Raw genomic sequence first — 22,255 nt, forward strand, 5'->3', positions numbered from 1 at the left:
AAGCTAAGCGGTTGGTGAAAAAATGACCAGCGAATTTTGCGTGATCAGGACAGCGCCTCGAGCTCGGCCTGCATGCTCTCCAGGGTTTCCAGCGCTTCCATCCAGGCTTCTTCCAGTTCGGCTTCGCGCTGCTTGAACTTCGTCTGCCGCGCCAGCAGATCCCGCAACTCATCCTTGCGCGCCGCTTCGTAGACTCCGCTGTCGCCCAACGCGGCCTCGACCTCGGCCAGCTGCCCATGCAACTGGTTGAGTTCGGCCTCCAGCTTGTCGGCAGCCTTTTTATGCGGGGCCAACTGCTGGCGCAAGGCTGCAGCAGCCTGGCGCTGGGCCTTCTTGTCGGTCTTGTCCGGGTTGACCGGCGCATTGCTGGCGGGTGCGCTGCGCTGGCGGTAGTCGACCAACCAACGGCTGTAATCGTCGAGATCGCCGTCGAAGGTGTCGACCTTGCCGTCGGCCACCAGGAGGAAGTCGTTGGTGGTGCTCTTGAGCAGGTGACGATCGTGGGAAACCACGACCACGGCACCGGCGAATTCCTGCAGGGCCATGGTCAGCGCCAGACGCATTTCCAAGTCCAGGTGGTTGGTCGGCTCGTCGAGCAGCAGCAGGTTGGGCCGCTCCCAGGCGATCAGTGCCAGAGCCAGGCGGGCCTTTTCGCCGCCGGAGAAATTGACCACCGGTTCGTCGACGCGATCGCCATGGAAATCGAAGCCGCCGAGGAAGTCACGCAGGGTCTGCTCGCGCTCGGTCGGGGCAATGCGCTGCAGGTGCAGCAACGGACTGGCTTTGTCGTCGAGCGAGTCGAGCTGGTGCTGGGCGAAATAGCCCACTGCCAGGTTTTCGCCACGCACCAGGCGCCCGGAAAGCGGCTCGAGTTCACCGGCGAGGTTCTTGATCAGGGTCGACTTGCCTGCGCCGTTGGGGCCCAGCAGACCGATCCGTGCGCCGGGAGCCAACTGCAGTTTGACCTTGTCGAGAATGGCCTTGTCGCCATATCCCAGGCGTCCCTCGGACAGGTCGAGCAGCGGGCTGGAAATCTTCTGCGACTCGCGGAAGACGAAATCGAACGGCGAATCGACATGGGCCGCCGACAGCTCCTCCATGCGCTCCAGAGCCTTGATCCGGCTTTGCGCCTGACGGGCCTTGGTGGCCTGGGCCTTGAACCGGGCGATGTACTTTTCCATGTGCGCACGTTGCGCCTGCTGCTTCTCGTAGGCCTGCTGCTGCTGCGCCAGGCGCTCGGCCCGGGTACGCTCGAAGGCGCTGTAACCGCCCTTGTACAGATTGAGCTTGCGCTGTTCGACGTGCAGCACATGGTCGACCACGGCATCGAGGAAATCGCGGTCATGGGAGATCAGCAGCAGCGTGCCGGGGTAGCCCTTGAGCCAGTCTTCCAACCACAGGATGGCATCGAGGTCGAGGTGGTTGGTGGGCTCGTCGAGCAACAGCAGGTCGGATGGGCACATCAGCGCCTGGGCCAGGTTCAGACGCATGCGCCAGCCACCGGAGAAGTCGCCGACGCGGCGATCCATCTGCTCGTTGGTGAAGCCCAAGCCCGCCAGCAGCTTGCGCGCACGGGCGTCGGCGGTATAGCCGTCGGCACTTTCCAGTTCACTGTGCAAACGGGCCAGGGCAGTGCCGTCATGGGCGGCCTCGGCCACCGCCAGCTCGGCCTGGACCTTGCGCAGACGTGCGTCGCCATCGAGCACGTAGTCCACGGCCAGGCGATCGAGGGTATCGACCTCCTGGCGCATGTGCGCGATGCGCCAGTCGCCAGGCAACTGACAATCGCCGGCATCGGGCGTCAGCTCGCCGCGCAGGAGGGCGAACAGGCTGGATTTTCCGGCGCCGTTGGCGCCGATCAGGCCGGCCTTGTGACCGGCGTGCAGGGTCATCTCGGCGCCTTCTAGCAAGCGCTGCGGACCACGCTGTAAAGTGAGGTTGGATAGTCTGATCATGATGGTCGCGGAGTCTACCAGCTTCCTCGGCCCGTAGCGTGAGTGGAATGATGCACACCGACCTGTGGAATCACGCCCTGGCCCTCTATGGGCGACCTGGCGTGGAAACCGCCTGCCTGGCACTGCAAGACCTGGGCGGCGACGTTTGCCTGTTGCTCTGCGCCACGTGGCTGCAAGCCCGCAGGGTGGCCGTGGACGAAGCGCGCATCAAAGCCCTGCGAGGCCTTGCCGAGCCCTGGCAAGGCCAAGTGGTCGGCCCATTGCGGGAGCTGCGTCAGCGCTGGCGTAACCAGGCGCACGACGATAGCGCCCTGGCGACGCTACGGATGCAGGTGAAGGCCATGGAACTGGAAGCAGAGAAGGTGTTGCTGACGCGGCTGCAAGCCTGCTCGCAACTGTGGCCCGCAGACCCGGGTGGCGCCTCGGGCGACTGGCTGGACGCATTGGCGCCGGTCAACGCCCTGGGCCACGGCGCGCTGTTGCGATTGCGCGCCGCAGCCAGGGGGCTTCAGGAGGCCGAGGACGGCGTCTGAGCTGGGGTGCTGGCAGATGCTGCCGATGGCGAGGCCGGGGCGGGCGAGTTGGTCACCGGTGCACTGGCGGCCGGTGTAGTCGCTGGCTTGGTTTCGGCCGGTTTGGCGGCTACCGGCTTGGCAGCGGCAGGTTTGGCCGGCGCCTTGGCAGCGGGCTTGGCGGCAGGCTTTGCAGCTGGCTTGGTAGCGGATGCCTTGGCAGCCGGCTTCGTCGCAGCGGGCTTGGCAGCGGCTGGTGTGGCCGCAGTCTTGGCAGCAGGTTTCGCCGCGGCTGGCTTGGCCGAAGCCTTGGCAGCAGTTGGTTTGGCTGCGGCAGCACGTGTCGCAGGCTTGGCCGCAGCGGCCTTGGCTGGCGCCTTGGTAGCCGCAGGTTTGGCTGCAGCAGTACGAGCCGGGGCTTTGCTGGCGGCCGGCTTAGCGGCTGTCTTGTTCACTGCAGGCTTGGCAGCGGCCTTGCTCGTGGCGGGCTTGGCAGCAGCGACTTTGGCTGGTGCTTTTGCGGCAGCAGGTTTGGCCGCAGCACGAGCGGGTGCCTTGGCAGCAGCAGGTTTGGCCGCAGCACGGGCGGGTGCCTTGGCAGCAGCAGGTTTGGCCGCAGCACGGGCTGGCGCCTTGGCAGCTGCAGGCTTGGCCGCAGCACGAGCGGGTGCCTTGGCAGTTGCAGGTTTGGCCGCAGCGCGAGTGGGTGCCTTGGCAACAGCCGGTTTGGCCGCACGTTGATCGAGCGCTTTGGTGGCTGCCTCACGCACCTTGCCAACACCCTGGGCTAGCTTCAGGCTTTCCTGGGCGTCACGTTTGAGTTGCTGAATATATCCGCGGGTCTGGGTCTGGCGATCCTTGAGGGAGTCGAGCACTTCCTCCAATTCGCCGATGGCTTTTTGCGCTTTGCTCTGCGCCTTGGCTTTACCCGCCTTGGCCGCATCCTGCAACTTCAGGCGACCGGTGTGCAGTTTTTCCTGAGCCTTGCCACGCTGCTTTTCCAACTTGGCCAGGAGTTTCTCCGCGTCCGCCAGTGCTTGGGAGCAGGCATCTTCCAAATGTTCGAGCAGGCTGCTCGAAAGTTGCTGGAGCAGGTGTAACGGCGTACTTACTGGCTTCTTCTTGGCCGACATGGTTTACCTCCTGGCTGACGAGATTGCGGCTCATACTATGCTTCTGCTGCTACCGCCGCTAGGGCATGTGGACAGTATTGTTTGCGCCGCGTTGCATGCCTGGGCAAAGTTGTTATCTTGCAGCTCCGAGCAAGTGTAGTTGCTTAACTCATCATTGCCGATATTTGGCCCAATCACTTTATTGCGCGCATCCTTCAATTGCCTGGAGTTGTCATGCCCCGTTCTCTGGTTCTCGGCCTGTGCCTGATGGCGCCCTTCGCACTGGCCAACCCCGATGCCGCCCCTGCCAACGACCACGACCTGGCCTACAGCCTCGGCGCAAGCCTGGGAGAGCGCCTGCGCCAGGACATGCCCGGGCTGCAATTGGACGCGTTGGTGGAGGGGCTGCGCCAGGCCTACCTGGGCCAGCCGCTGAAACTCGACGACGCCCGCATGCAAGCCATCCTGCAGGCGCACGATGCCCAGGCCGGCAGCCCCGTGGGGCAGGAAGACATGTTGAAGCTGCAAGCGGCCGAGACCCGCTTCATGGCCAACGAAAGGGCCCGCGCCGGCATGCACGAGCTTGCCGAAGGCGTGCTTTACAGTGAACTGGCCAGTGGCTCCGGCGCGCAACCGAGAGCCGATGGCAAGGTGCAGGTGCGGTATGTGGGCAAGCTGCCGGATGGCTCGGTATTCGACCAAAGCCAGCAACCGCAGTGGTTCAGCCTGAATTCGGTAATCGAAGGCTGGAAAGTGGCTTTGCCACATATGAAAACCGGCGCCAAGTGGCGCCTGGTCATTCCTTCGGCACAGGCCTATGGCGCACAGGGGGCGGGCGACCTGATCGCGCCGTATACCCCACTGGTGTTCGAGATCGAACTGCTGGCGGTCAGCGATTAGTCCAGCGCCGGAACTTGCTCGGCACTTTCTTCCTGATGGGCATTGTGTAGGACTTCGATCAGGCAGTCTTCCAGCTCGAAGCGCTCGTGCAACAGGCCACCCAGTTTGCCGAGTTTTTCGGCGAATCGTTCGGGATCGGTGCAACCACTCTTCTCGCAATGGTCGTTGAAGGCCAGGGCGATCTGGGTGATGTCATTGATGCGCGGGTTGATCTCCTCCGCCAGCACCAAGGCCTTTTCGTCGCCGAATGCCTTTGCCTCGCTGACCAGTTGCTCGCAGACCTCGAAATGCCACGCCGACACGTAATCGACGAGAACCTCGCAGAATCCCCCGTTGTGCTCCCGATCGGCAAAGGCCGGCTTGGCATCGCGCAAGGCGCGGAACGCCTGCACCAGCTCCTGGCGCTCCTTCAGCCAACGGTCGATCAGCTTGTGAACCCCACCCCAGCGTTCCTGGGCGTTCTGGCAACTATCGAGCATGGCGATCTCATCCCTTCTGGGTTGATGCCGTTGCACCTCGTAGCACAATCGTGCAGCACAAAGGTGACATCAGCAGGACGGCATCGAGCAGTTGTAATTTCGGTATACGTGCTGCGAGATTATTCCCGCGCGTGCAGGCCTTCAAGGTACGCAGCAGACAAAGTTCATACAAGCGTTTAATACTTTTTCTGTTCACCACTGGTCGCGCAATGCTTTGGCATTGCTATAGATCAAGCATTGGCCAAGACACGCAACCGATAAGCGAACAGACAGGACAAGGGCACCGAGGCCAACAACAGGAACGCCACCAGGCTCCACTCCGGAAGCGTCAGGTCGATGAAGCTCCAGGTCAGCGAGCCGCAATCCGAGCCGCTCCACAACAGGGACCGGACGATTTCGTACCAGGGCTGCTCGAACACTCGTGACATGGGCTGGGGACACGAGCTGCCGGCCACGCCCTGCACCCACACATGCCGCGCCGCCAGCATCGCGCCCACCAGCGCGCAGACCAGGGCAGCCACCATGTAGCGATAGATGCCACGCACTCCGGGGCCATGCAGCCAGGCCACGAAACAGACAAGGGTGTATCCGGCCAGTGCCACGCGCTGGCTGAAGCAGAGCGCACACGGCATCAGACCCAGTACGCTTTCGAGGTAGAAAGACGCTGCCAGTATCGCCAGAGAGGCAAGCCAGGCGGGAAGAAACGGAGTACGAAAGCGGGCCGGCAACATGGTCGGAATGGGTCCGGGGATGGAAGATTGGCCTGAGACGGTAGAGGATACCTATGCTTTGTTTCAAGGCACTACGGGAACGGGAAGTCGATTCGAACTGAAGGAAAATTCCGAGCTCGATGTAGGATCCCCCCAAGGAACAATCTCGCAGAACTCCCCGTTTTCACTGGATAAATTACCCGCCCAGCAGCCCGGGCCACGCCACGGGCTGCTTGGGTACATCAAGCTCTGACGCTTTCCGGCAGCGGCAGCGCCAACAGGCGCTCATCCAACAGACCGAGCCCCTCCTGGAACAGCTGGTTGCTGCGTTCGGTCTCGCCGAGGCCGGCCAGCAGGCGGGCGAGCTCGGCACAGGCTTCGGGATTGCGCTCCATGCGCAAGCTGCTTTCGAGGTAGTCACGGGCCTTGCCCCACAAGCGGTTCTGCAGGCTCAGACGGCCAAGGGTCAAGAGCAGGCTGGGGTCTTGCGGATGGGCCTTGAGCCAGCCTTCGGCGGTCTGCAGCTGGCGCGCCGGGTCATCGCCCCGCACCAGACCGTACAGACGCGCCAGATGGCTTTCGTACTCACGCTTGAGCGCCGTGCGCAACACCTGCTCTGCCTCGCCCTGGGCGCCCACCTGGCGCAGTTGCTCAGCGTAGGCCAGGACCAACTGCGGCTCCTGTCGCTGGGCAGCGCTTAGTTGCTGCCAGGCCCTTTCCAGGGCCTGCCGCGCGGTCTGGGCGTCTTCGCCACGGGTAGCCGCCAGGCTCAGATTCTGGCCCCATGCGCGCTGTTCCAGAGCAGCCAGCTCCTTGGCCGGTAGCACCTTGTGCTTGCGCAGGTCGGGTAGCAGACGGATCAACGCCGACCAATCGCCGCGTTCCAGGTACAGGCGCTGCAGCAGGCGCAGCACCTGGCCGTTGTGCGGGTGACGTTCCTGCATCGCCAGCAACGTTTCAAGGGCGCCGTCGGATTCGCCACGATCCATCTGTAACTGGGCATGGGTCAGGGCGATGGCCAGCTCGGCCTGGGGCTGGCGTTCCAGCGCACGCTCAAGCAGGTTGTCGCTGTCCTCGCTGCGCCCCTGTTCGTTGGCCGCTCGGGCAGCGCCGAGGTAGTAGAGCAGCGGCTGGCGCTCGGCTTCGGCAGCGCGATGCAGGTGGCGCTGGGCGCTGGCCCAGCGTCCTTCGGCGAGATCCAGTTGACCCTGCTCGATGGCCACGCGCACGCGGCGAGTACGATTACGCCGCGACCAGGGATTGACTACGCCGCTGGAGGTGAGCACCAAGCCCACCAGGTAGCGTACCAGCCACAACAGCAGCACGATCGCCACCAGTGCCGCCAGAGCCGCCCACAAACCTGACTGATAGCGGAAGCCGCCATAGGCGATCATCACGTAGCCACTGTGCTTGGCCACGGCGATGCCGAGCGCTGCGGCGACGACGATCGCCAGCACCGCCAACAGGTAGACACGTTTCATGGTTTGGCCCCCTCGCCTTCGACCGGCAGGTGGCGACGCTGGATATAGGCCTGCACCGCAGCCAGGCTGTCGCTCAGGTCAGGGGTGACCACCGACACCGGCTGCTCGGCCAGCGCATTGAGGCTTTCGAGCATGGCCTGGCTTTGCGGGTTGTCGGCGTTGAAGTTGGCCAGCAGCACGCTGCGGGCATCGTCCAGGGCTTGGGTGTAGACCTTGGCCTGCCCATTGAGCGCCGCCCACTGGGCCTGCTCGATGGTCAGGCTCAGCGCCAGCCGCAGTTGGTTGAGCGATTGCCCGGCCAGCAGCGGCCGAACGTTGTCATCGGCATTGAAATCGATCTGGAAGTACTTGCCGATTTCCGCCCACCACTGTGACCAACGACTGGCGCCGTCACCGTCGGAGGTCAGCGCCCCCATGGGATCGGCGTTGCTGTCGAACTCCGGCGACCGGGCGCTGAGCTGCTGCACCAGCTCGCGCTGGGCCGCAAGCTTGAGGAACAGCCCGGTACGATCCGGCTGCTCGGTGCTGTTGAGCGTAGCCAGGCTGCGGGCCAATGCTTCACGGGCGGCGAAGGCGCCGGGGTCGCTCTGCTCGCGGAGAATTTCATCGGCACCTTCGACCAGGGCCTTGGCGCTGGTGATGTCCTGCAGCGCCGACAGGCGCAGGGTGGCCAGTCGCAGCAGGTGCTCGGCCTCGGCCAGCCGCCATTCCTTGCGGCTCTCGCCCAGCACGGTTTCCAGGCGTTGGCTCAAACGTTGCTGATCGCCCTGCAACTGCGCCACCAGCCGGCGACGGTCTTCAAGCTCGCTGGCAGCCGGCAAACTGGCCAGTTGCTCGCTGATCTGCTGTTCGCGCTGCTGCAGAGCTGCGGCACGTTGGCTCAACGTTTCAAGGTGCTGACCCTGGCTCAGTTCGCTGCCTTGCAGTTGCCGCACTTGCCAGACGCCCCAGCCGCCGACCGCGACCCCCGCCGCGCCAACCAACAGGGCCAGTAAGGCCAGGCCGCTGCCGGTACGCTTGGCGGGCGCGGCGGTATCGGATTGCGCCGGCTCCTGGGCCGACGGCTGTTCATTGTTGGGCAAGACAGTTTCGCTCACGTATCCATCCTTTGCATGGGAGGCGCATCGCCCTAGCTTAGCGCCTTAGGAGGCAGGTGCAGCGCTGCGCTGCACGGCTGCCAGCAAGGCCGCGGCGCTGGCGCCACGGCAATCCACAACCTGTTGAGCCCCAGCGGACCTGGCCTGTTCGGCCACCCGTGGGCTGGGCACGAACACTGTCAGGCGCGCCACCCGCGGCCAGTCGTCCCCGGCCATCTGCCGCAAGTGTTCAAAGCCCTGCCCACTGCTGACCACCAGGCCATTGAGGCGTTCCGCTTCGATGCATTGCATCAGCGTGCCGGCCGGATACTCCGGCAGACGGCGGCGATACAGTTCCAGATAATCGACACTAGCACCTTGCTCTCCAAGACGCTCTGCCAGCAGTTCGCGACCTCCGATGCCGCGCACGATCAGTACACGTGCTGCGGGCACGGCGACAGCCTGGCGCAGTAGCGGGCTGGCGAGCAAGGCCTCGCTGTCGTCGCCCTGGACGGGGCAGGTCACTTCCAGGCCCGCGGCCTGGAGTACCCCTGCGGTCGCCCCGCCGACACTGAACCAGCCCGTGGGTGGCGCCGGTAAGCCTGCTTTGGCTAGAGATCCAAGCAACAACCTGGCCGCCGGCTTGCTGACCACGATAATCGCCTGGTAGCTCGCCAGCGCTGCCAGCAGGCTACGCCGTGGCGCATCCAGGGGCTCTGGCTCGATGGCCAGCAGGGGCAGGCTCGCGTTGGCCACGCCCTGTGCTGCAAGGTACTGCGCCAGTGCCGCGCAGTCCTCTTCGGGCCGGGTCAGCAGCAGGCGCCAGGGGCTCACGGATGTCCAGCCTCGCCATAGACTTCCTTGAGGATAGCCTCGGCGCCCTGCCCCAGCAGGTCCTCCGCCACCCGCACGCCGAGGGCTTCGGCGGCCGTACGCGGGGCCCGGGCATCGGCGACCAGCAACGTGCCGCCACTCGGCTGGCCGACCAGGCCACGCAGCCACAGCTGGTCGCCGTCGAGCACGGCATAACAGGCGATGGGCACCTGGCAACCACCATTCAGGCGCTTGTTCAGGGCGCGTTCGGCGATTACCCGGTCGGCGGTGTCGACATGGTTCAGCGGTGCCAGCAGTGCGTGAATCTCGTGATCGGCGCTGCGGCACTCGATGCCCACCGCGCCCTGGCCTCCTGCCGGAAGGCTGTCGTCGACGCTGATGCTGGAGGTGATGCGTGGCTCGAAACCGAGGCGGATCAGACCGGCCGCAGCGAGGATGATCGCGTCGTATTCGCCCGCATCGAGCTTGGCCAGGCGGGTATTGACGTTGCCCCGCAGGAAGCGAATCTGCAGGTCAGGCCTGCGTGCCAGCAACTGGGCCTGACGGCGCAGGCTGGAGGTGCCGACGATGCTGCCGGCGGGCAGCGCGTCGAGGCTGGGGAAACGATTGGACACAAAAGCGTCGCGCGGATCTTCGCGCTCGCAGATGCAGTACAGACCCAGTCCCTCAGGGAAGTCCATGGGCACGTCCTTCATCGAGTGCACAGCGATGTCGGCTTCGTTGTCGAGCAAGGCGGTTTCGAGTTCCTTGACGAACAGACCCTTGCCGCCAATCTTCGCCAAGGGAGCATCGAGCAATTTGTCGCCGCGGCTGACCATGGGCACGAGGGTCACCTGCAGCCCCGGATGCGCTTGCTCGAGTCGGGCCTTGACGTATTCGGCCTGCCACAGGGCCAGGGCACTTTTACGGGTGGCAATGCGGATTTCGCGAGTGGACATGGAACGCCCCGATGCAGAGAAATGCCGCCGATGATAACAGCTCCGTCGGCATCGCTAGCAGATGTGGGTCATGATCCTGCTCAGGCTGCGGCCGATCCGCCACCGCGTTTGCGGCACCGGACCGGCCGGCCAACTTTGGCTACTGCGTCGTCACAGCGTCTGCATCATCTTGCGCACACCCGCGACATGCCGCCGGCTGACGGTCAAGGCATCGCCATCGAGGCCCTTGAGGAACAGCTGGAAATGCCCCAACGGCGTGCGCTGCAAGCGTTCGATGCGCGCACGGGCCACGAGCGCATTGCGGTGGATACGCACGAAGCGTTCACCGAATTCATCTTCCAGGGCCTTGAGCGGCTCGTCCAACAGGACTTCACCGGTCTCGTGGCGCAGCGTGACGTACTTGTGGTCGGCAATGAAGTAGATGACCTGGTCCAAGGGAATCAGCTCGATGCCCTTGCGCGTCCGGGCGCTGATATGACTACGCGGGCCACCGCCTTCATTGGCTGGCCGGGTCAGCGCGGCCAACTGCGCGCGGTTGGGCTTCTCCGCCTTGCGCAGGGCATCACGCAGGGCCTGGGGTTGGATAGGTTTGGACACATGGCTGAGGGTACTGTCCCCGAAGGCTTCGCTGCCGTATTCATCATCCCCGGTGCAGAACACCACTGCCGGGGGCGCCTCACGCTCGCACAGGCGTGCGGCGACTTGCAGGCCATCCAGGCCTTTCATGCCGATGTCCAGCAGGACGATATCGGGCTTGAGGCTTTCGATCAGGGCCAAGGCCTCCTCGCCGTTGGTGGCGCTGGGCTCCAGCACGGTGTACCCCTCCAGCTCCGCCAGCAGCCGCGTCAGGCGTTCGCGGGCCTGGGGTTCATCATCAACGATCAGGACATTCATAGTTGCTCTGGATTCCTGAGTGAGTCTCGCACAAGGTTTAGCGTAGACAGATGCAGGTCGAGCGACACTGCGGTCACGCTCTAGACCGGTGCGAAGGCCAAAGATTCACTGTGCTGGCAGATTCATCGCCAGTCCTTTGTCCAACTGTAGACGGTCCGTGGAACACTGCCGTTCAATCGGTAAATATCCCTGGTACCCGTTCACACTGGATTTTCCGACCGTTTCTGGCGACCGGCGCCCTGCGGCCGGGCCCTCAACCCTGTTATCATCGGCGACACTTTTTCGTTCACGCCTTCAAAGAGTGAATCCATGAGCACCGACAAGACCAATCAGTCCTGGGGCGGCCGCTTCAGTGAGCCCGTCGACGCCTTCGTCGCCCGCTTCACCGCCTCGGTCGACTTCGACAAGCGCCTGTACCGCCACGACATCATGGGTTCGATCGCCCACGCCACCATGCTGGCGCAGGTCGGCGTTCTCAGCGATGCCGAGCGCGACACCATCATCGATGGCCTGAACACCATCCAGGCCGAGATCGAGGCAGGCACCTTCGAGTGGCGCGTCGACCTCGAGGACGTGCACATGAACATCGAGGCACGCCTGACCGACCGCATCGGTATCACCGGCAAGAAGCTGCATACCGGCCGCAGCCGCAACGACCAGGTCGCCACCGACATCCGCCTGTGGCTGCGCGACGAGATCGATCTGATCCTCGCCGAGATCACCCGCCTGCAGGAAGGCCTGCTGGAGCAGGCCGAGCGCGAAGCCGCAACCATCATGCCCGGCTTCACTCACCTGCAGACTGCCCAGCCGGTCACCTTCGGCCATCACCTGCTGGCCTGGTTCGAAATGCTCAGCCGCGACTACGAGCGCCTGGTCGACTGCCGCAAGCGCACCAACCGCATGCCCCTGGGCAGTGCCGCGCTGGCCGGCACCACCTACCCGATCGACCGCGAGCTGACCTGCCAGCTGCTGGGCTTCGAAGCCGTGGGCGGCAACTCGCTGGACAGCGTCTCGGACCGCGACTTCGCCATCGAATTCTGCGCGGCGGCGAGCGTGGCGATGATGCACCTGTCGCGCTTCTCCGAAGAGCTGGTGCTGTGGACCAGCGCCCAATTCCAGTTCATCGACCTGCCCGATCGCTTCTGCACCGGCAGCTCGATCATGCCGCAAAAGAAGAACCCGGACGTGCCGGAGCTGGTCCGGGGCAAGAGTGGCCGCGTATTCGGTGCTCTCACCGGCCTGCTGACCCTGATGAAAGGCCAACCGCTGGCCTACAACAAGGACAACCAGGAAGACAAGGAGCCGCTGTTCGACGCCGCCGACACCCTACGTGATTCGCTGCGCGCCTTCGCCGATATGATCCCAGCCATCAAGCCGCGTCATGCGATCATGCGTGAAGCGGCGCTACGCGGCTTCTCCACCGCTACCGATCTGGCCGACTACCTCGTGCGCCGTGGCTTGCCGTTCCGTGACTGCCACGAAATCGTCGGCCATGCTGTGAAGTATGGTGTCGATACCGGCAAGGACCTGGCCGAGATGAGCCTGGAAGAGCTGCGCCAGTTCAGCGACCAGATCGACCAGGATGTGTTCGAAGTGCTGACCCTGGAAGGTTCGGTGAATGCCCGCGACCACGTCGGCGGTACCGCTCCTGCGCAGGTGCTGACCGCGGTGGTGCGAGGCAAGGCGTTGCTGGCTTCGCGCTGATCGGCAAATCTAGGGCGTATCCTCTGGGGTACGCCCGGCCGCATCCTTCCAACCCCCACCCAACGCCAGAAACACCCCAACCTGCCCCATCGCCACCTGGCTGTTCGCTGCCGCCAACTGCGCACGCATGTCGGTGTACGCGCGGGTCGCCTGCAGGTCCGCCAGGAATGATTCCCGCCCGGCCTGGAAGTACCGGTGGGTCTGCTCCGCAGCCAGCTTGGCCGACTGCTCGGCTTCAGCCAGGGCATCACGGCGATCGAGCAGAGCGCTGTACTGCGCGAGTCGGGTCTGGGTCTCGCGGATAGCGTTGAGCACCACCCCGTCGAAATGCGCCAGGGCCGCCTGGGTCGAGGCTTCGGCCATGCGAATTCGCGCGCGGGTACCATTGGTGGGGATGGTCCAACTGATCTGCGGGCCGAACCCCCAGCGGTTGGTCGCCGGCTCACCGAGGTTTTCCAGGATACCAATGGTGCCCACCTGGGCGCCGATGCTGATGTCTGGATACAACGCGCCAGTGGCTACGCCGATATTCGCCGTGGCCGCTGCCAGCTGACGTTCGGCCTGGCGCACGTCCGGGCGACGCTTGAGCAGGGCGGCACCGTCGCCGACCGGCACCAGCTGCGCCAGGTGTGGCAGCTCGGCGCAATCGGCGGTGCCCGCCGGCAGTTGATCGACCGGCCTGGCCAACAACGCGGCCAAGGCATACAACCCCGTTTCGCGCTCGGCCTTGAAGCGTGGCAGCTCGGCCCGCAACGACTTGAACTGGGTCTGCGAGCGAGTGACCTGGGTCTCATCACCGCGACCGGCATCGCGCAGGCGCTGGGTCAGTTGCACACTCTGTTCCTGCAAGTCGAGTGACTCGCGGGCAATATGGTATTCCTCGTTGGCCGAACACACCTGGGTGTAGGCCTTGACCACGTCGGCCACCAGGGTGATGCGTGCCGTGTCGGCAGCGGCCTGGACCGCATCGGCATTGGCCTTGGCGGCCTCGGTGCCGCGCTTGAAGGTGCCCCACAGGTCGAACTGATACGACGCACTGATGATCGCCTCGCCAATGTTGGCCACTGGCACCTTCTCGCTCAGCAGAAACGCCTCGCCGGACTCCTGCAAACGCTGGGCACCGAGTTTCACGCCACCATTGAAACCGCCCTGCGACTGCGCCACCTCGACCTGGGCGCGGGCTTTGGCGATGTTGGCGGCAGCCACGCGCAGTTCGGTGTTGGCACCCAACGCCTGGCGCACCAGCTCGTTCAAACGTTGATCCTGATACAGCTGCCACCAATCCTCGGGCACGGGCGCAGACACCACGCTGTCTGCATCCTGGCGCAGCGGACCGTTGAGGTCACTGCGCTGCACCGCCGCTTCCTTGGGCACTTCATAGTCGGGACCGACCATCATGCAGGCCCCCAACGACAGGCATACACCGGCCAGGATCAGATGCTTCATGGGCGCTGGTCCTCGATGATCGAGACCGTGGCGGTACGTCCGGCGATCATCCGAAAGTCCTGCGGCACGTCGTCGAAGGCGATGCGCACCGGGATGCGCTGGGCCAGGCGCACCCAGCTGAACGCCGGGTTGACGTTGGGCAGCAGGTTGGCGCCACTGACCCGGTCGCGGTCCTCGATGCCGGCGGCGAAACTCTGCACGTGACCGCGCAGGCGGGTGTTGTCGCCCATCACGCGGATGTCCACGGCATCGCCGATGTGGATGCCGCCCAGCTTGGTTTCCTCGAAGTAGCCATCGACGTGGTACGACGCACTGTCGACCACCGACAGCACCGGCCGGCCAGCGGTGACGAACTCATGGTTACGCGGTGCGCGGTCGTTGAGGTAGCCATCCACCGGGCTGCGGATCACCGAGCGGTCGAGGTTGAGCTGGGCGGCATCGACCGCCACCTGCGCCTCGTTGGCCGCCGAGCGAGCTCGGGCTTCGCGGGACTGGCTCTCTTCGAGCTGCTCGGCTGCCACCAGGTTGCCCAGCTTGCGGTTGCGCTGCGCTTCACGCGAAGCCTGGGCCAAGGTTTCCTGGCGCTCGGCCAGGGTCGCCTTGGCCTGGCGCAAGGCCAGGGTGAAGCGGTCCTGGTCGATGGTGAACAGCACGTCGCCACGCTTGACCACTTGGTTGTCGCGCACCTCGACCTTCTGGATCAGGCCGGAGACGTCCGGGGCGATCTGGATCACGTCGGCGCGGATGTGGCCGTCGCGGGTCCAAGGCGCGAACAGGTAGTACACCACCATCTGCCATACGAGCACGGCGGCGAAACTCACGACCAGCAAGGTCAGGACCACACGGCCCAAGGTCAACAAAGGTTTTTTCATGGCAGCATCAGGTTTCGGCAAAAGTGGTCGACCGCGCCCAGCATCACGGCGTACAGGGCGACGTTGAACAACGCCCGGTGCCAGACCAGGCGATAGAAATTCAGGCGCACGAGCACGGCGTGCACGCCCAGGAACAGCAGGTAGGTGAACACCATCATCACCAACAGCGTGGGCAGGAACACCCCGCTGATATCCAGATCACCAATCACAGTGGCGCTCCATCGATGCCGTGGGGCAGTTGCGGTTGTTCGCTGGGTTCGAGCATCACCTCGACACCCGGCAGCAGGGCCAGACGCAGGCCGCTAAGGGCATGCAGCAGGTGCAGGCGGGCATCGCCACGGTCATGGCCCTGGTCCAGCGCCAGACCCTGGCGCGCCCGCTCCATGCTGCGCAGCAGATCGGCCGGCGCGTGCAAGCGCTGGTTGGCGTGCAGGCAGGCCGAATAATGGCTGCCGACTTCGGCAATGACCGTGTCCAGTCGCTCGCGGGCCGACAAGCCGACACGCGGCATGTACGCCTGCAGGTCGAGGAGGTTCAAGCCCACGCGCAGGTCGCGCAGGGCCGCGCCGCTGTCCTGGCCAGTCTGCGACAGACGCGGCAGGTGCTGCATCAACCGGTCGAGCATCTGCACGCCAAGCTGGCGGTGCTCGGCAAGACTCGCCGGATGGGTGATCTCGACAATGTCGCGCCAGGCGAAACGGGTCATGCGCTTGGCGGCCAACTCGACGCCGAAGGGGCGCAGGAGCAGGGTCCAGATGAAAGCGAACAGCAAGCCTACGGGGCCGGCCAGGTTGGCATTGATGAAGGTCAGGAAATCGGCATCGTAGGCGCCCTGGATGCTGATGAAGGTTGCCGTGTTGACGATCGTCAGCAAGGTACCGAGGTAGAAGCGCGGCTGTACGGTCAAGGTGCCGACGCAGATGAACGGCACGGCGAAAGCCAGCACCAGCATGGGGAAGTCATGCAGGTTGGGCAGCACCAGGAACAGATAGACGCTGGAGAAGATCACCGACAACAGCGTCCAGAAGAAGAAGCGGTAGATCTGCGGCGCCGGGTCGTCCATGGCGGCGAAGAAGCTGCAGGCCACGGCGGCGAGGATCACCGCACTGCCGCCGTCGTTCCAGCCGAGCAGGATCCACAGGCCGCTGGCGACGATGATCGCGGTGACCGTGGAGAACACCGAGTACAGCATCAGGCCGCGGTCGAAGAATGGCGTCAGACGGCCCAGGCGCCAGTGTCGGTAGACGGCCCGCCATGGCGTGGCATCGTCCTGGCGCAAGGCATGCTGCAAGGTGCAGCAGTCCTGCCAGAGGTCGACCCATTCGGCAAGACGGTAGAGGGCATTGGACAGCAGCAGCTCGCCGCGCTGGTCCAGCGCGGCGGCGCTGGGCTGCTGCCGGTCGATCTGTTCGCGCAAGGCGCTCCAACGTGTCAGCGAAGCATCCTTGGCAGTGCCCTCGAGCCATTCCCGCGCAGCCTCGAGCAGCGGCTGCACCTGGGCGAACTGGGCCGGAGCACGGCCTTCGAGAGCGACCAGGGCGTCATCCAGCGCATCGACCACCGGCAGCAGGTGAATCATCCGCCCGCGCAGCTCACGGGCGTTTTTCACCGTGTGCGGGCCTGCGCCTTCATGACCGAGCTGACCGATCATCATTTCCAGGGTATTGAATGTGGCGACCATCGAGGCGCGCATACCGCCCACCTTGTCGGCGACAACGGCGCGGGCCAGGTAGGTATCGCTATAGCGGATCGCCTCGCTGAACCAGTTACCGGTGGAGCCGACCACCACCGGTGCCAGCCGGCGCGGCCAGAAGATTGCCCCTACCACGGCGGCGCAGACGATACCCAGGCAGATCTCCTGGGCCCGTGAGGACGCCACGTCGAACACTGCGGTCGGATTGTCGACCACCGCCAGGGCGATCATCGGCAGGGTGTAGCCGGCCAGCATCAGCACATAATTGTTGGCCGTGCGCAGGTTCAACGAGAGGAACAGCAAGGTGCCGGTCCAGAGGGCAATGGCCACCGACAGCAGCAGCGGCGATTGCACCAGCGGCGGCACCAGGAAGATTGCCCCACCGGCGCCCAGCAAGGTGCCCAGGGCCCGATACAAGGCCTTGGAGCTGGTCGGGCCGACGAATGGACTGGAGACGATGTACACCGTGGCCATCGCCCAGTACGGGCGTGGTAGCTGCATGAGCAGGGCGATGTAGAGGGCGATCATCGACGCGGCGAAGGTGCGCACCCCGTAGAACCAGTCACGGGCCGGCGGCACTGAGCTGAAGAAACCCTTCATTGCTCCCCACCGACGTTACCCAGGCCCGCAGCTTCGAAAGCGCGGAGCACGCGTAGGGTGGCCTGCAGGTCCGCTTCGCTGATGCCCTGGAGCACCTCATGGCGCACGCGTACCAGCTCGGCCTCGATGGCTTCGGCCAAGGCGCGGCCCTCGGCGGTGAGGCTCAAGGCCTTGGCGCGACGGTCCAGTGGGTCTTCACTGCGGCACACCAGGCCGGCTCTGCACAGTTGGTCAAGCAGACGCACCAGCGACGGGCTTTCCAGACCTGCGGCCTGAGCCACTGCCACCTGGTGCACACCATCGCCCAGGCGCACGATCATCAACAGCGGCGCAGCACAGGCTTCGGAGATACCGTAGCCGGTCAACGCCGCATGGCAGATGCGTCGCCAGTGGCGAGCGGCAACGACCATGCCGCTGCTGACTTGAAGGCGCAGGGAGTCAAGGGACATTTGGATAACCAAGGATATTCATAGTTTGCTAACTATCAATATACGCCTTGCCCTCCCCCTGTCGTCAACAGCAGGCGATCAGTTGCCAGGATGAATTGTTGTTCATGCTGCCATCACGCCCGCACCTCGGCCTCAAGGCTGGACCTGATCCTCGAGCTTCATGGCCAAGGCCAGCGAGCTGCCCAGTTGCACCGCCCGGTCGCGCCAATCCAGATAGCGCCCAGGGTCACGGCTGCTGAAATGCACCGCCAGTTCCTCGGCCGCCTGCATCACGCCCGTCGCCGCGGCCAGCTCCAACCAATACAGCCCGGCCTTGATGTCGGTAGCGACGTGAAGACCGTGGAGCAATCGATAGCCCACCTCGAATCGGCAGCGTGCCTCGCCCTGTTCGGCACCACGCAGGAACCATTCATAGGCGCACCCGACGTCGACCTGCCAAGCGAACTCGCCATCGCAGACTTCTTCTTCGTATAGATCGCCCAATGCCGCGGCCGCCTGCGCCATGCCGAGTTCGAAGGCCTGTCGATAGCATTCGGCGGCCTGGGTATAAGAAGGGCTGATGCCTTTGCCGAAATACAGTTGCTGCCCAAGATTGAACCAGGCCGCCGCATGCCCTTGCAGTGCAGCCATGCGCAGCAGGTGTCGGGCCAGTTCGGTATCGGCGCGCCAGTACTTGCCGTTGAGCCAGATCCAGCCCAGGTCATTCAGCGCGCTGACGTTGCCTGCCAGCGCCTGACGCCGCAGGTCGGCGTACACCGCTTGCAGGTCCGGTGCCTCGTCCAGACGGCTGACCAGCAGCGCTCGCTGGCTGGGCAGGCCCACGCCGGCGAACTGTCGCTGGCGCTTGCCGGCGGGTATGGGAGCCGGAACGACCTGCTCGGGCAACAGCCGGGCAAGTAACGGGTGGATATTGCTGACAGCTGACATGTTCATCCTCATTGAACGGTCCACGACCCCGGGCACGGCGGCACGAGGCGTGATTCTGCGCGACGCCACGACAAAACCTGTCGCGAACGAACCGGTATGAGGCAACCAATTGCACATTCGTTGATCAGAGCGAGTTGTGGCAAATTGCCATGAGCCCGGACAATACCGCTTCAACCGATGTCGCAAAGCCTAGACAAGGACGTAATCTTTTGCCGTTCGCCACCACCCGCGCCACCCTCAGCCGACAATGGGCGTTGCTTCGCCAGCTGCCCAGCCGCCCCCCGGGCAATACCAGCGCAGAACTGGTGTGGCGCCTGCGCGATGTGGGCTTCACCGTCAGCAAGCGCACAGTCGAGCGTGACCTCAACGAGCTGTCGCTGATCTTTCCACTGGAGCGCAACGACAAGAGCATCCCGTTCGGCTGGCACTGGGCGGCCACAGCCGGTAGCGACCTGCGTGGAAACTTCGACCTGCAAGGCTACCTGCGTGCAGGCGCCGCGCAAGGCACTGGCGAGCAAGGCATCGGATTGCAGGCGTGGGTCAGCGACCGCCTCGCCCGGCAGTTGCGCGATGCGCCTTTGAGCGCTGACATGCAGTTGACCGCGCTGGAACGCGGGCACCGCCTGACCGCCACGGTGGATGCCGAATGGCCGGTGCGCTGGTGGGCATTGAGCCAGGGCGATGAGGTCGTCGTGGAGTTGCCCGAGGGGATGCGTGAGGACATCGCGCGGACCTTGGAGAATGCGGTGGCGCAGTACAGGAATTAGCTGGCTGTAACGGCCCTTTCGCGGGACGAGCCCGCTCCCACAGGCACACCACAGATCCGAAAAACTGTGGTGTGCCTGTGGGAGCGGGCTCGTCCCGCGAAAGGGCCGGTACAGACACACCCTACCGCTGCATCCCCCACCGCCGCACGGTCAACCGCTCCAGGGTATTGAACACCAACCCTTCGACCAGCAACCCGATGAGGATCACCACCGCCAGTCCGGCGAACACCTTGTCGGTATACAACTCGTTCCGGTTTTGGAAGATGTACCAGCCCAATCCGCCCTTGCCGCTGCTGGCACCGAACACCAACTCGGCGGCGATCAGCGTCCGCCAAGCGAACGCCCAGCCGATCTTCAGCCCCGACAGAATCGACGGCAATGCCGCTGGCACGAGAATATGCAGCACCAACCGCAGCCCCTTCAGGCCATAGTTGCGACCAGCCATGCGCAAAGTCTCGGAAACTCCCAGAAAGCCCGCATAGGTGTTGAGCGCCAGCGCCCACAGCACCGAATGCACCAGCACGAAGATCAGGCTGTTATCGCCAAGCCCGAACCACAGCAGCGCCAGCGGTAACAACGCGATGGCCGGCAACGGGTTGAACATTGAGGTCAAGGTGCCCAGCAGATCGCGCCCCAACTGGGTCGACACCGCCAGGCTGGTAAGGCCGAACGCCAGGGCGATGCCCAGCACATAACCCTTGAGCAGAATCACCAGCGACACGCCGACCTTGGCCGGCAACTCGCCACTGATCAGGCCGTCCCAGAGCGCGGCGGCGGTCTGCAGGAAACTTGGTAGCAGCAGGTCGTTGCCCTGGTAGCGGGCAGCGCCCTCCCACAGAGCGGCGATCACCAGCAAGATCACCGTCTTGCGCAGCCAACCGTGTTGCCAGAGGCGTTGGGCCAACGGCAGTTGGCGTTCCACAGGCACAGAGAGCAACGGCTCCAGCTGCACCTCGTATTCCTGGCGTACAGGTGTAGTGGTCATGGCTCAAGCTCCTGTCAGTAGGCGATGCGGATGTCGTTGAAACCCAGTTCGGCGGCCTCGACCGGCGCCTCGGCCTCGTCGAACAGCAAGCGGTGGATGCGCCTCGCACTGGCCTGAAACGCGCTGCCGCCAAGGCTGCCCAGGTCGTACTGGTGGCTGTGTACCTCGGCCCGAACCCGCCCTGGGTGGGGCGACAGCAGCAGAATGCGATTGCCCACCACCAACGCCTCCTCAATAGAGTGGGTGACGAACAACAGGGTGAAACGCACCTCTTCCCACAACAGCAGCAACTCTTCCTGCATCTTGCGCCGGGTCAGCGCGTCGAGCGCGGCGAACGGCTCGTCCATCAGCAGGATCTTCGGCTGGGTGGCCAGGGCCCGAGCAATTGAAACCCGAGCCTTCATGCCGCCCGACAGGGTATGCGGATACGCATCGGCAAAATTGGCCAGGCCGACCTTGTCCAGGTAGTGCAGGGCTCGCTCCTCGGCCTCCGCCCGCTTGAGCTGGCCGGACATCAGCAGCGGGAACATGATGTTCTGTTTCACCGTCTTCCACGGCGGCAACTGGTCGAACTCCTGGAACACCACGATGCGGTCAGGCCCAGGCCCGCGCACCGGCTCGCCTTGCAGGAGGATCTGCCCTTCCTGGGGCTCGATGAACCCGGCCACGGCCTTGAGCAGCGTGGACTTGCCGCAGCCGGAGGGGCCCAGCAAGACGAAACGGTCAGCGCGATCGATTTCGAAGCTGACCTGATGGGTGGCCCGCACCACGCGTTGCGAAGTACGGTATTCAAGGCTCAGGTTGTCCACCTTGAGCAGCGCGGGTGTAGCGACACGGCTCAGGTTGCTGACCGTGTGGCCTGGCAAGGGGGCGGTCATGGTCAATCAGCTCCCCTGCAGCGGGCGCTCATCCTGGAAGAAGTAATCCTTCCACGACGCTGGCTTGTTCTTGATTGCCCCGACCCTGTACAGGAAGTCGGCGAGTTTGTATGTGTTTTTCGGCGTGACAGTGAATTCGTACTGCGGGTTGTCGATCAGCTTGATCAGCGTGTCGCGATCAATCTTGGCTTTGGTCACACGGATATAGGTATCCGCTGCCGCGGCCTTGTCCTTCTGAGCGAAGTCCGCCGCTTCGGCCAACGCGTCGACGAAAGCCTTGTAGGTCTTGGGGTTGTCGTTGCGGAATTTTTCGGTGGTGAACAACAGCGTCGGCGAGTTGGGGCCGAGAAGGTCGTAGCTGTTGAGCACCACATGCACGTCCTTGTTGGCCAGTACCTGATCCTGGAACGGCGGGTTGGAGAAATGCCCGTTGAGCTCGGTGCCACCGGCCAGCAACGCAGCGGTGGCATCAGGATGCGGTACGGCCAGGGTATATTTGTCGAGGCGGTTGTATTCCTTGTCGCCCCACTGCTGGGCAGCGGCGTACTGCAGGAAGCGCGACTGCACCGAGACACCCACCGCCGGCACGGCGATGCGGTCCTTCTCGGAAATATCTGCGATGGTCTTCACATTAGGATTGCTGCTGACCAAGTAGTACGGAAAGTTGCCCAGCGAGGCCACGGCCTTGACGTTCTGCCGGCCCTTGGTGCGGTCCCAGACGGTAAGTAGCGGGCCAACGCCGGCCCCGGCGATGTCCACCGAGCCAGACAGCAGTGCGTCGTTGATCGCCGAGCCGCCGGACAACTGCGCCCAGTCGACCTCGATGTCGATGCCCTGTGCCTTGCCATGTTTCTCGATTAGGTGCTGATCGCGCACCACGTTGAGCAGCAGGTAGACGATGCCGAACTGCTCGGCGATGCGGATCTTGCCTTCGGCCTGGGCCACGCCTGGGGCGGCCAAGCTGCCGACGATCAGGCTCGCGCCCAGACCGATGCTTGCCGCCAGGCGGCTGATGGATTTACGCATGATGAGGTTCCTCAGTC

Annotated in this window: 22 protein-coding genes; 4 read left to right on the top strand and 18 right to left on the bottom strand. The window is 64.3% G+C overall.

The genetic code is table 11. The features are described from left to right. Positions 1–44 precede the first annotated feature (44 nt). Positions 45–1,955, bottom strand: coding sequence for an ATP-binding cassette domain-containing protein (locus tag E2H86_RS11365; RefSeq protein ID WP_133327745.1), 1,911 nt, complete (start codon positions 1,953–1,955; stop codon positions 45–47). Between the two features lie 50 nt (positions 1,956–2,005). Between E2H86_RS11365 and E2H86_RS11370 the strand changes: the two genes are divergently transcribed. Beyond that, positions 2,006–2,488, top strand: coding sequence for a TIGR02444 family protein (locus E2H86_RS11370; protein ID WP_133327747.1), 483 nt, complete (start codon positions 2,006–2,008; stop codon positions 2,486–2,488). Here the strand turns inward: E2H86_RS11370 and E2H86_RS11375 are convergent. Further along, positions 2,464–3,600, bottom strand: a complete 1,137-nt coding sequence (locus tag E2H86_RS11375) for an AlgP family protein (RefSeq protein WP_133327749.1) — start codon at positions 3,598–3,600, stop codon at positions 2,464–2,466. The genes E2H86_RS11370 and E2H86_RS11375 overlap by 25 nt on opposite strands. Before the next feature lie 213 nt (positions 3,601–3,813). On the opposite strand from E2H86_RS11375, the gene E2H86_RS11380 reads away from it, so the two are divergent. Next, positions 3,814–4,479 (top strand): FKBP-type peptidyl-prolyl cis-trans isomerase, encoded by a 666-nt coding sequence (locus tag E2H86_RS11380; protein ID WP_133327751.1) that lies wholly within the window; start codon positions 3,814–3,816, stop codon positions 4,477–4,479. Here E2H86_RS11380 and rsd read toward each other — a convergent pair. The 7 genes from rsd to E2H86_RS11410 all read right to left on the bottom strand — a co-directional run bounded on the left by rsd (position 4,476) and on the right by E2H86_RS11410 (position 10,891). Next, a complete protein-coding gene (gene rsd / locus E2H86_RS11385) occupies positions 4,476–4,958 on the bottom strand; it encodes a sigma D regulator (RefSeq protein ID WP_133327753.1) in 483 nt (160 codons plus the stop codon). The genes E2H86_RS11380 and rsd overlap by 4 nt on opposite strands. Before the next feature lie 230 nt (positions 4,959–5,188). Beyond that, the gene (locus tag E2H86_RS11390; protein ID WP_133327755.1) at positions 5,189–5,689 is read right to left on the bottom strand and encodes a disulfide bond formation protein B; all 501 of its coding nucleotides are present in this window, start codon (positions 5,687–5,689) and stop codon (positions 5,189–5,191) included. Between the two features lie 221 nt (positions 5,690–5,910). Continuing rightward, the gene (locus tag E2H86_RS11395; protein ID WP_133327757.1) at positions 5,911–7,149 is read right to left on the bottom strand and encodes a heme biosynthesis protein HemY; all 1,239 of its coding nucleotides are present in this window, start codon (positions 7,147–7,149) and stop codon (positions 5,911–5,913) included. Next, a complete protein-coding gene (locus E2H86_RS26235) occupies positions 7,146–8,246 on the bottom strand; it encodes a uroporphyrinogen-III C-methyltransferase (protein ID WP_196174205.1) in 1,101 nt (366 codons plus the stop codon). Before E2H86_RS26235 ends, E2H86_RS11395 begins: the two co-directional genes overlap by 4 nt. Before the next feature lie 45 nt (positions 8,247–8,291). Beyond that, on the bottom strand, positions 8,292–9,059 hold the full coding sequence (locus tag E2H86_RS26240) for a uroporphyrinogen-III synthase (protein WP_243744044.1): 768 nt from the start codon (positions 9,057–9,059) through the stop codon (positions 8,292–8,294). Further along, on the bottom strand, positions 9,056–9,997 hold the full coding sequence (gene hemC / locus E2H86_RS11405) for a hydroxymethylbilane synthase (protein ID WP_133327759.1): 942 nt from the start codon (positions 9,995–9,997) through the stop codon (positions 9,056–9,058). Before hemC ends, E2H86_RS26240 begins: the two co-directional genes overlap by 4 nt. Before the next feature lie 150 nt (positions 9,998–10,147). Beyond that, on the bottom strand, positions 10,148–10,891 hold the full coding sequence (locus tag E2H86_RS11410; protein WP_133327761.1) for a LytR/AlgR family response regulator transcription factor: 744 nt from the start codon (positions 10,889–10,891) through the stop codon (positions 10,148–10,150). Positions 10,892–11,200: 309 nt separating this feature from the next. Between E2H86_RS11410 and argH the strand changes: the two genes are divergently transcribed. Beyond that, on the top strand, positions 11,201–12,595 hold the full coding sequence (gene argH / locus E2H86_RS11415; RefSeq protein WP_133327763.1) for an argininosuccinate lyase: 1,395 nt from the start codon (positions 11,201–11,203) through the stop codon (positions 12,593–12,595). A 9-nt stretch (positions 12,596–12,604) separates the two neighbouring features. Here the strand turns inward: argH and E2H86_RS11420 are convergent, their stop codons facing one another. The 6 genes from E2H86_RS11420 to E2H86_RS11445 all read right to left on the bottom strand — a co-directional run bounded on the left by E2H86_RS11420 (position 12,605) and on the right by E2H86_RS11445 (position 18,582). Then, on the bottom strand, positions 12,605–14,041 hold the full coding sequence (locus E2H86_RS11420; protein ID WP_133327765.1) for an efflux transporter outer membrane subunit: 1,437 nt from the start codon (positions 14,039–14,041) through the stop codon (positions 12,605–12,607). Next, the gene (locus tag E2H86_RS11425; protein ID WP_133327768.1) at positions 14,038–14,913 is read right to left on the bottom strand and encodes an efflux RND transporter periplasmic adaptor subunit; all 876 of its coding nucleotides are present in this window, start codon (positions 14,911–14,913) and stop codon (positions 14,038–14,040) included. Before E2H86_RS11425 ends, E2H86_RS11420 begins: the two co-directional genes overlap by 4 nt. After that, positions 14,910–15,122: a DUF1656 domain-containing protein gene (locus E2H86_RS11430; protein ID WP_133327770.1), complete on the bottom strand. Its 213-nt coding sequence runs from the start codon at positions 15,120–15,122 to the stop codon at positions 14,910–14,912. Before E2H86_RS11430 ends, E2H86_RS11425 begins: the two co-directional genes overlap by 4 nt. Then, complete coding sequence (locus E2H86_RS11435) at positions 15,119–17,206, bottom strand: FUSC family protein (RefSeq protein ID WP_133327772.1); 2,088 nt, start codon at positions 17,204–17,206, stop codon at positions 15,119–15,121. Before E2H86_RS11435 ends, E2H86_RS11430 begins: the two co-directional genes overlap by 4 nt. Further along, complete coding sequence (locus E2H86_RS11440; protein ID WP_133327774.1) at positions 17,203–17,655, bottom strand: MarR family winged helix-turn-helix transcriptional regulator; 453 nt, start codon at positions 17,653–17,655, stop codon at positions 17,203–17,205. The genes E2H86_RS11435 and E2H86_RS11440 overlap by 4 nt, the downstream gene beginning before the upstream one ends. A gap of 132 nt (positions 17,656–17,787) precedes the next feature. After that, positions 17,788–18,582 carry a tetratricopeptide repeat protein gene (locus E2H86_RS11445; RefSeq protein ID WP_133327776.1) on the bottom strand — a complete coding sequence of 265 codons (795 nt, stop codon included), beginning with the start codon at positions 18,580–18,582 and terminating at the stop codon, positions 17,788–17,790. A 209-nt stretch (positions 18,583–18,791) separates the two neighbouring features. Between E2H86_RS11445 and E2H86_RS11450 the strand changes: the two genes are divergently transcribed. Then, the gene (locus tag E2H86_RS11450; protein ID WP_133327778.1) at positions 18,792–19,349 is read left to right on the top strand and encodes a WYL domain-containing protein; all 558 of its coding nucleotides are present in this window, start codon (positions 18,792–18,794) and stop codon (positions 19,347–19,349) included. 121 nt (positions 19,350–19,470) lie between these two features. On the opposite strand, the gene E2H86_RS11455 is transcribed toward E2H86_RS11450, so the two are convergent. Genes E2H86_RS11455 through E2H86_RS11465 form a run of 3 tightly spaced genes read right to left on the bottom strand, consistent with a single transcriptional unit; the run spans position 19,471 to position 22,238 of the window. Further along, positions 19,471–20,334, bottom strand: a complete 864-nt coding sequence (locus E2H86_RS11455) for an ABC transporter permease (protein WP_133327780.1) — start codon at positions 20,332–20,334, stop codon at positions 19,471–19,473. Between the two features lie 14 nt (positions 20,335–20,348). Next, positions 20,349–21,212: an ABC transporter ATP-binding protein gene (locus E2H86_RS11460; RefSeq protein WP_133327782.1), complete on the bottom strand. Its 864-nt coding sequence runs from the start codon at positions 21,210–21,212 to the stop codon at positions 20,349–20,351. A gap of 6 nt (positions 21,213–21,218) precedes the next feature. Then, on the bottom strand, positions 21,219–22,238 hold the full coding sequence (locus tag E2H86_RS11465) for an ABC transporter substrate-binding protein (RefSeq protein ID WP_133327784.1): 1,020 nt from the start codon (positions 22,236–22,238) through the stop codon (positions 21,219–21,221). Positions 22,239–22,255: the final 17 nt, after the last annotated feature.

The organism is Pseudomonas putida (assembly GCF_004357765.1).
Classification (GTDB): Bacteria; Pseudomonadota; Gammaproteobacteria; order Pseudomonadales; family Pseudomonadaceae; genus Aquipseudomonas; species Aquipseudomonas putida_U.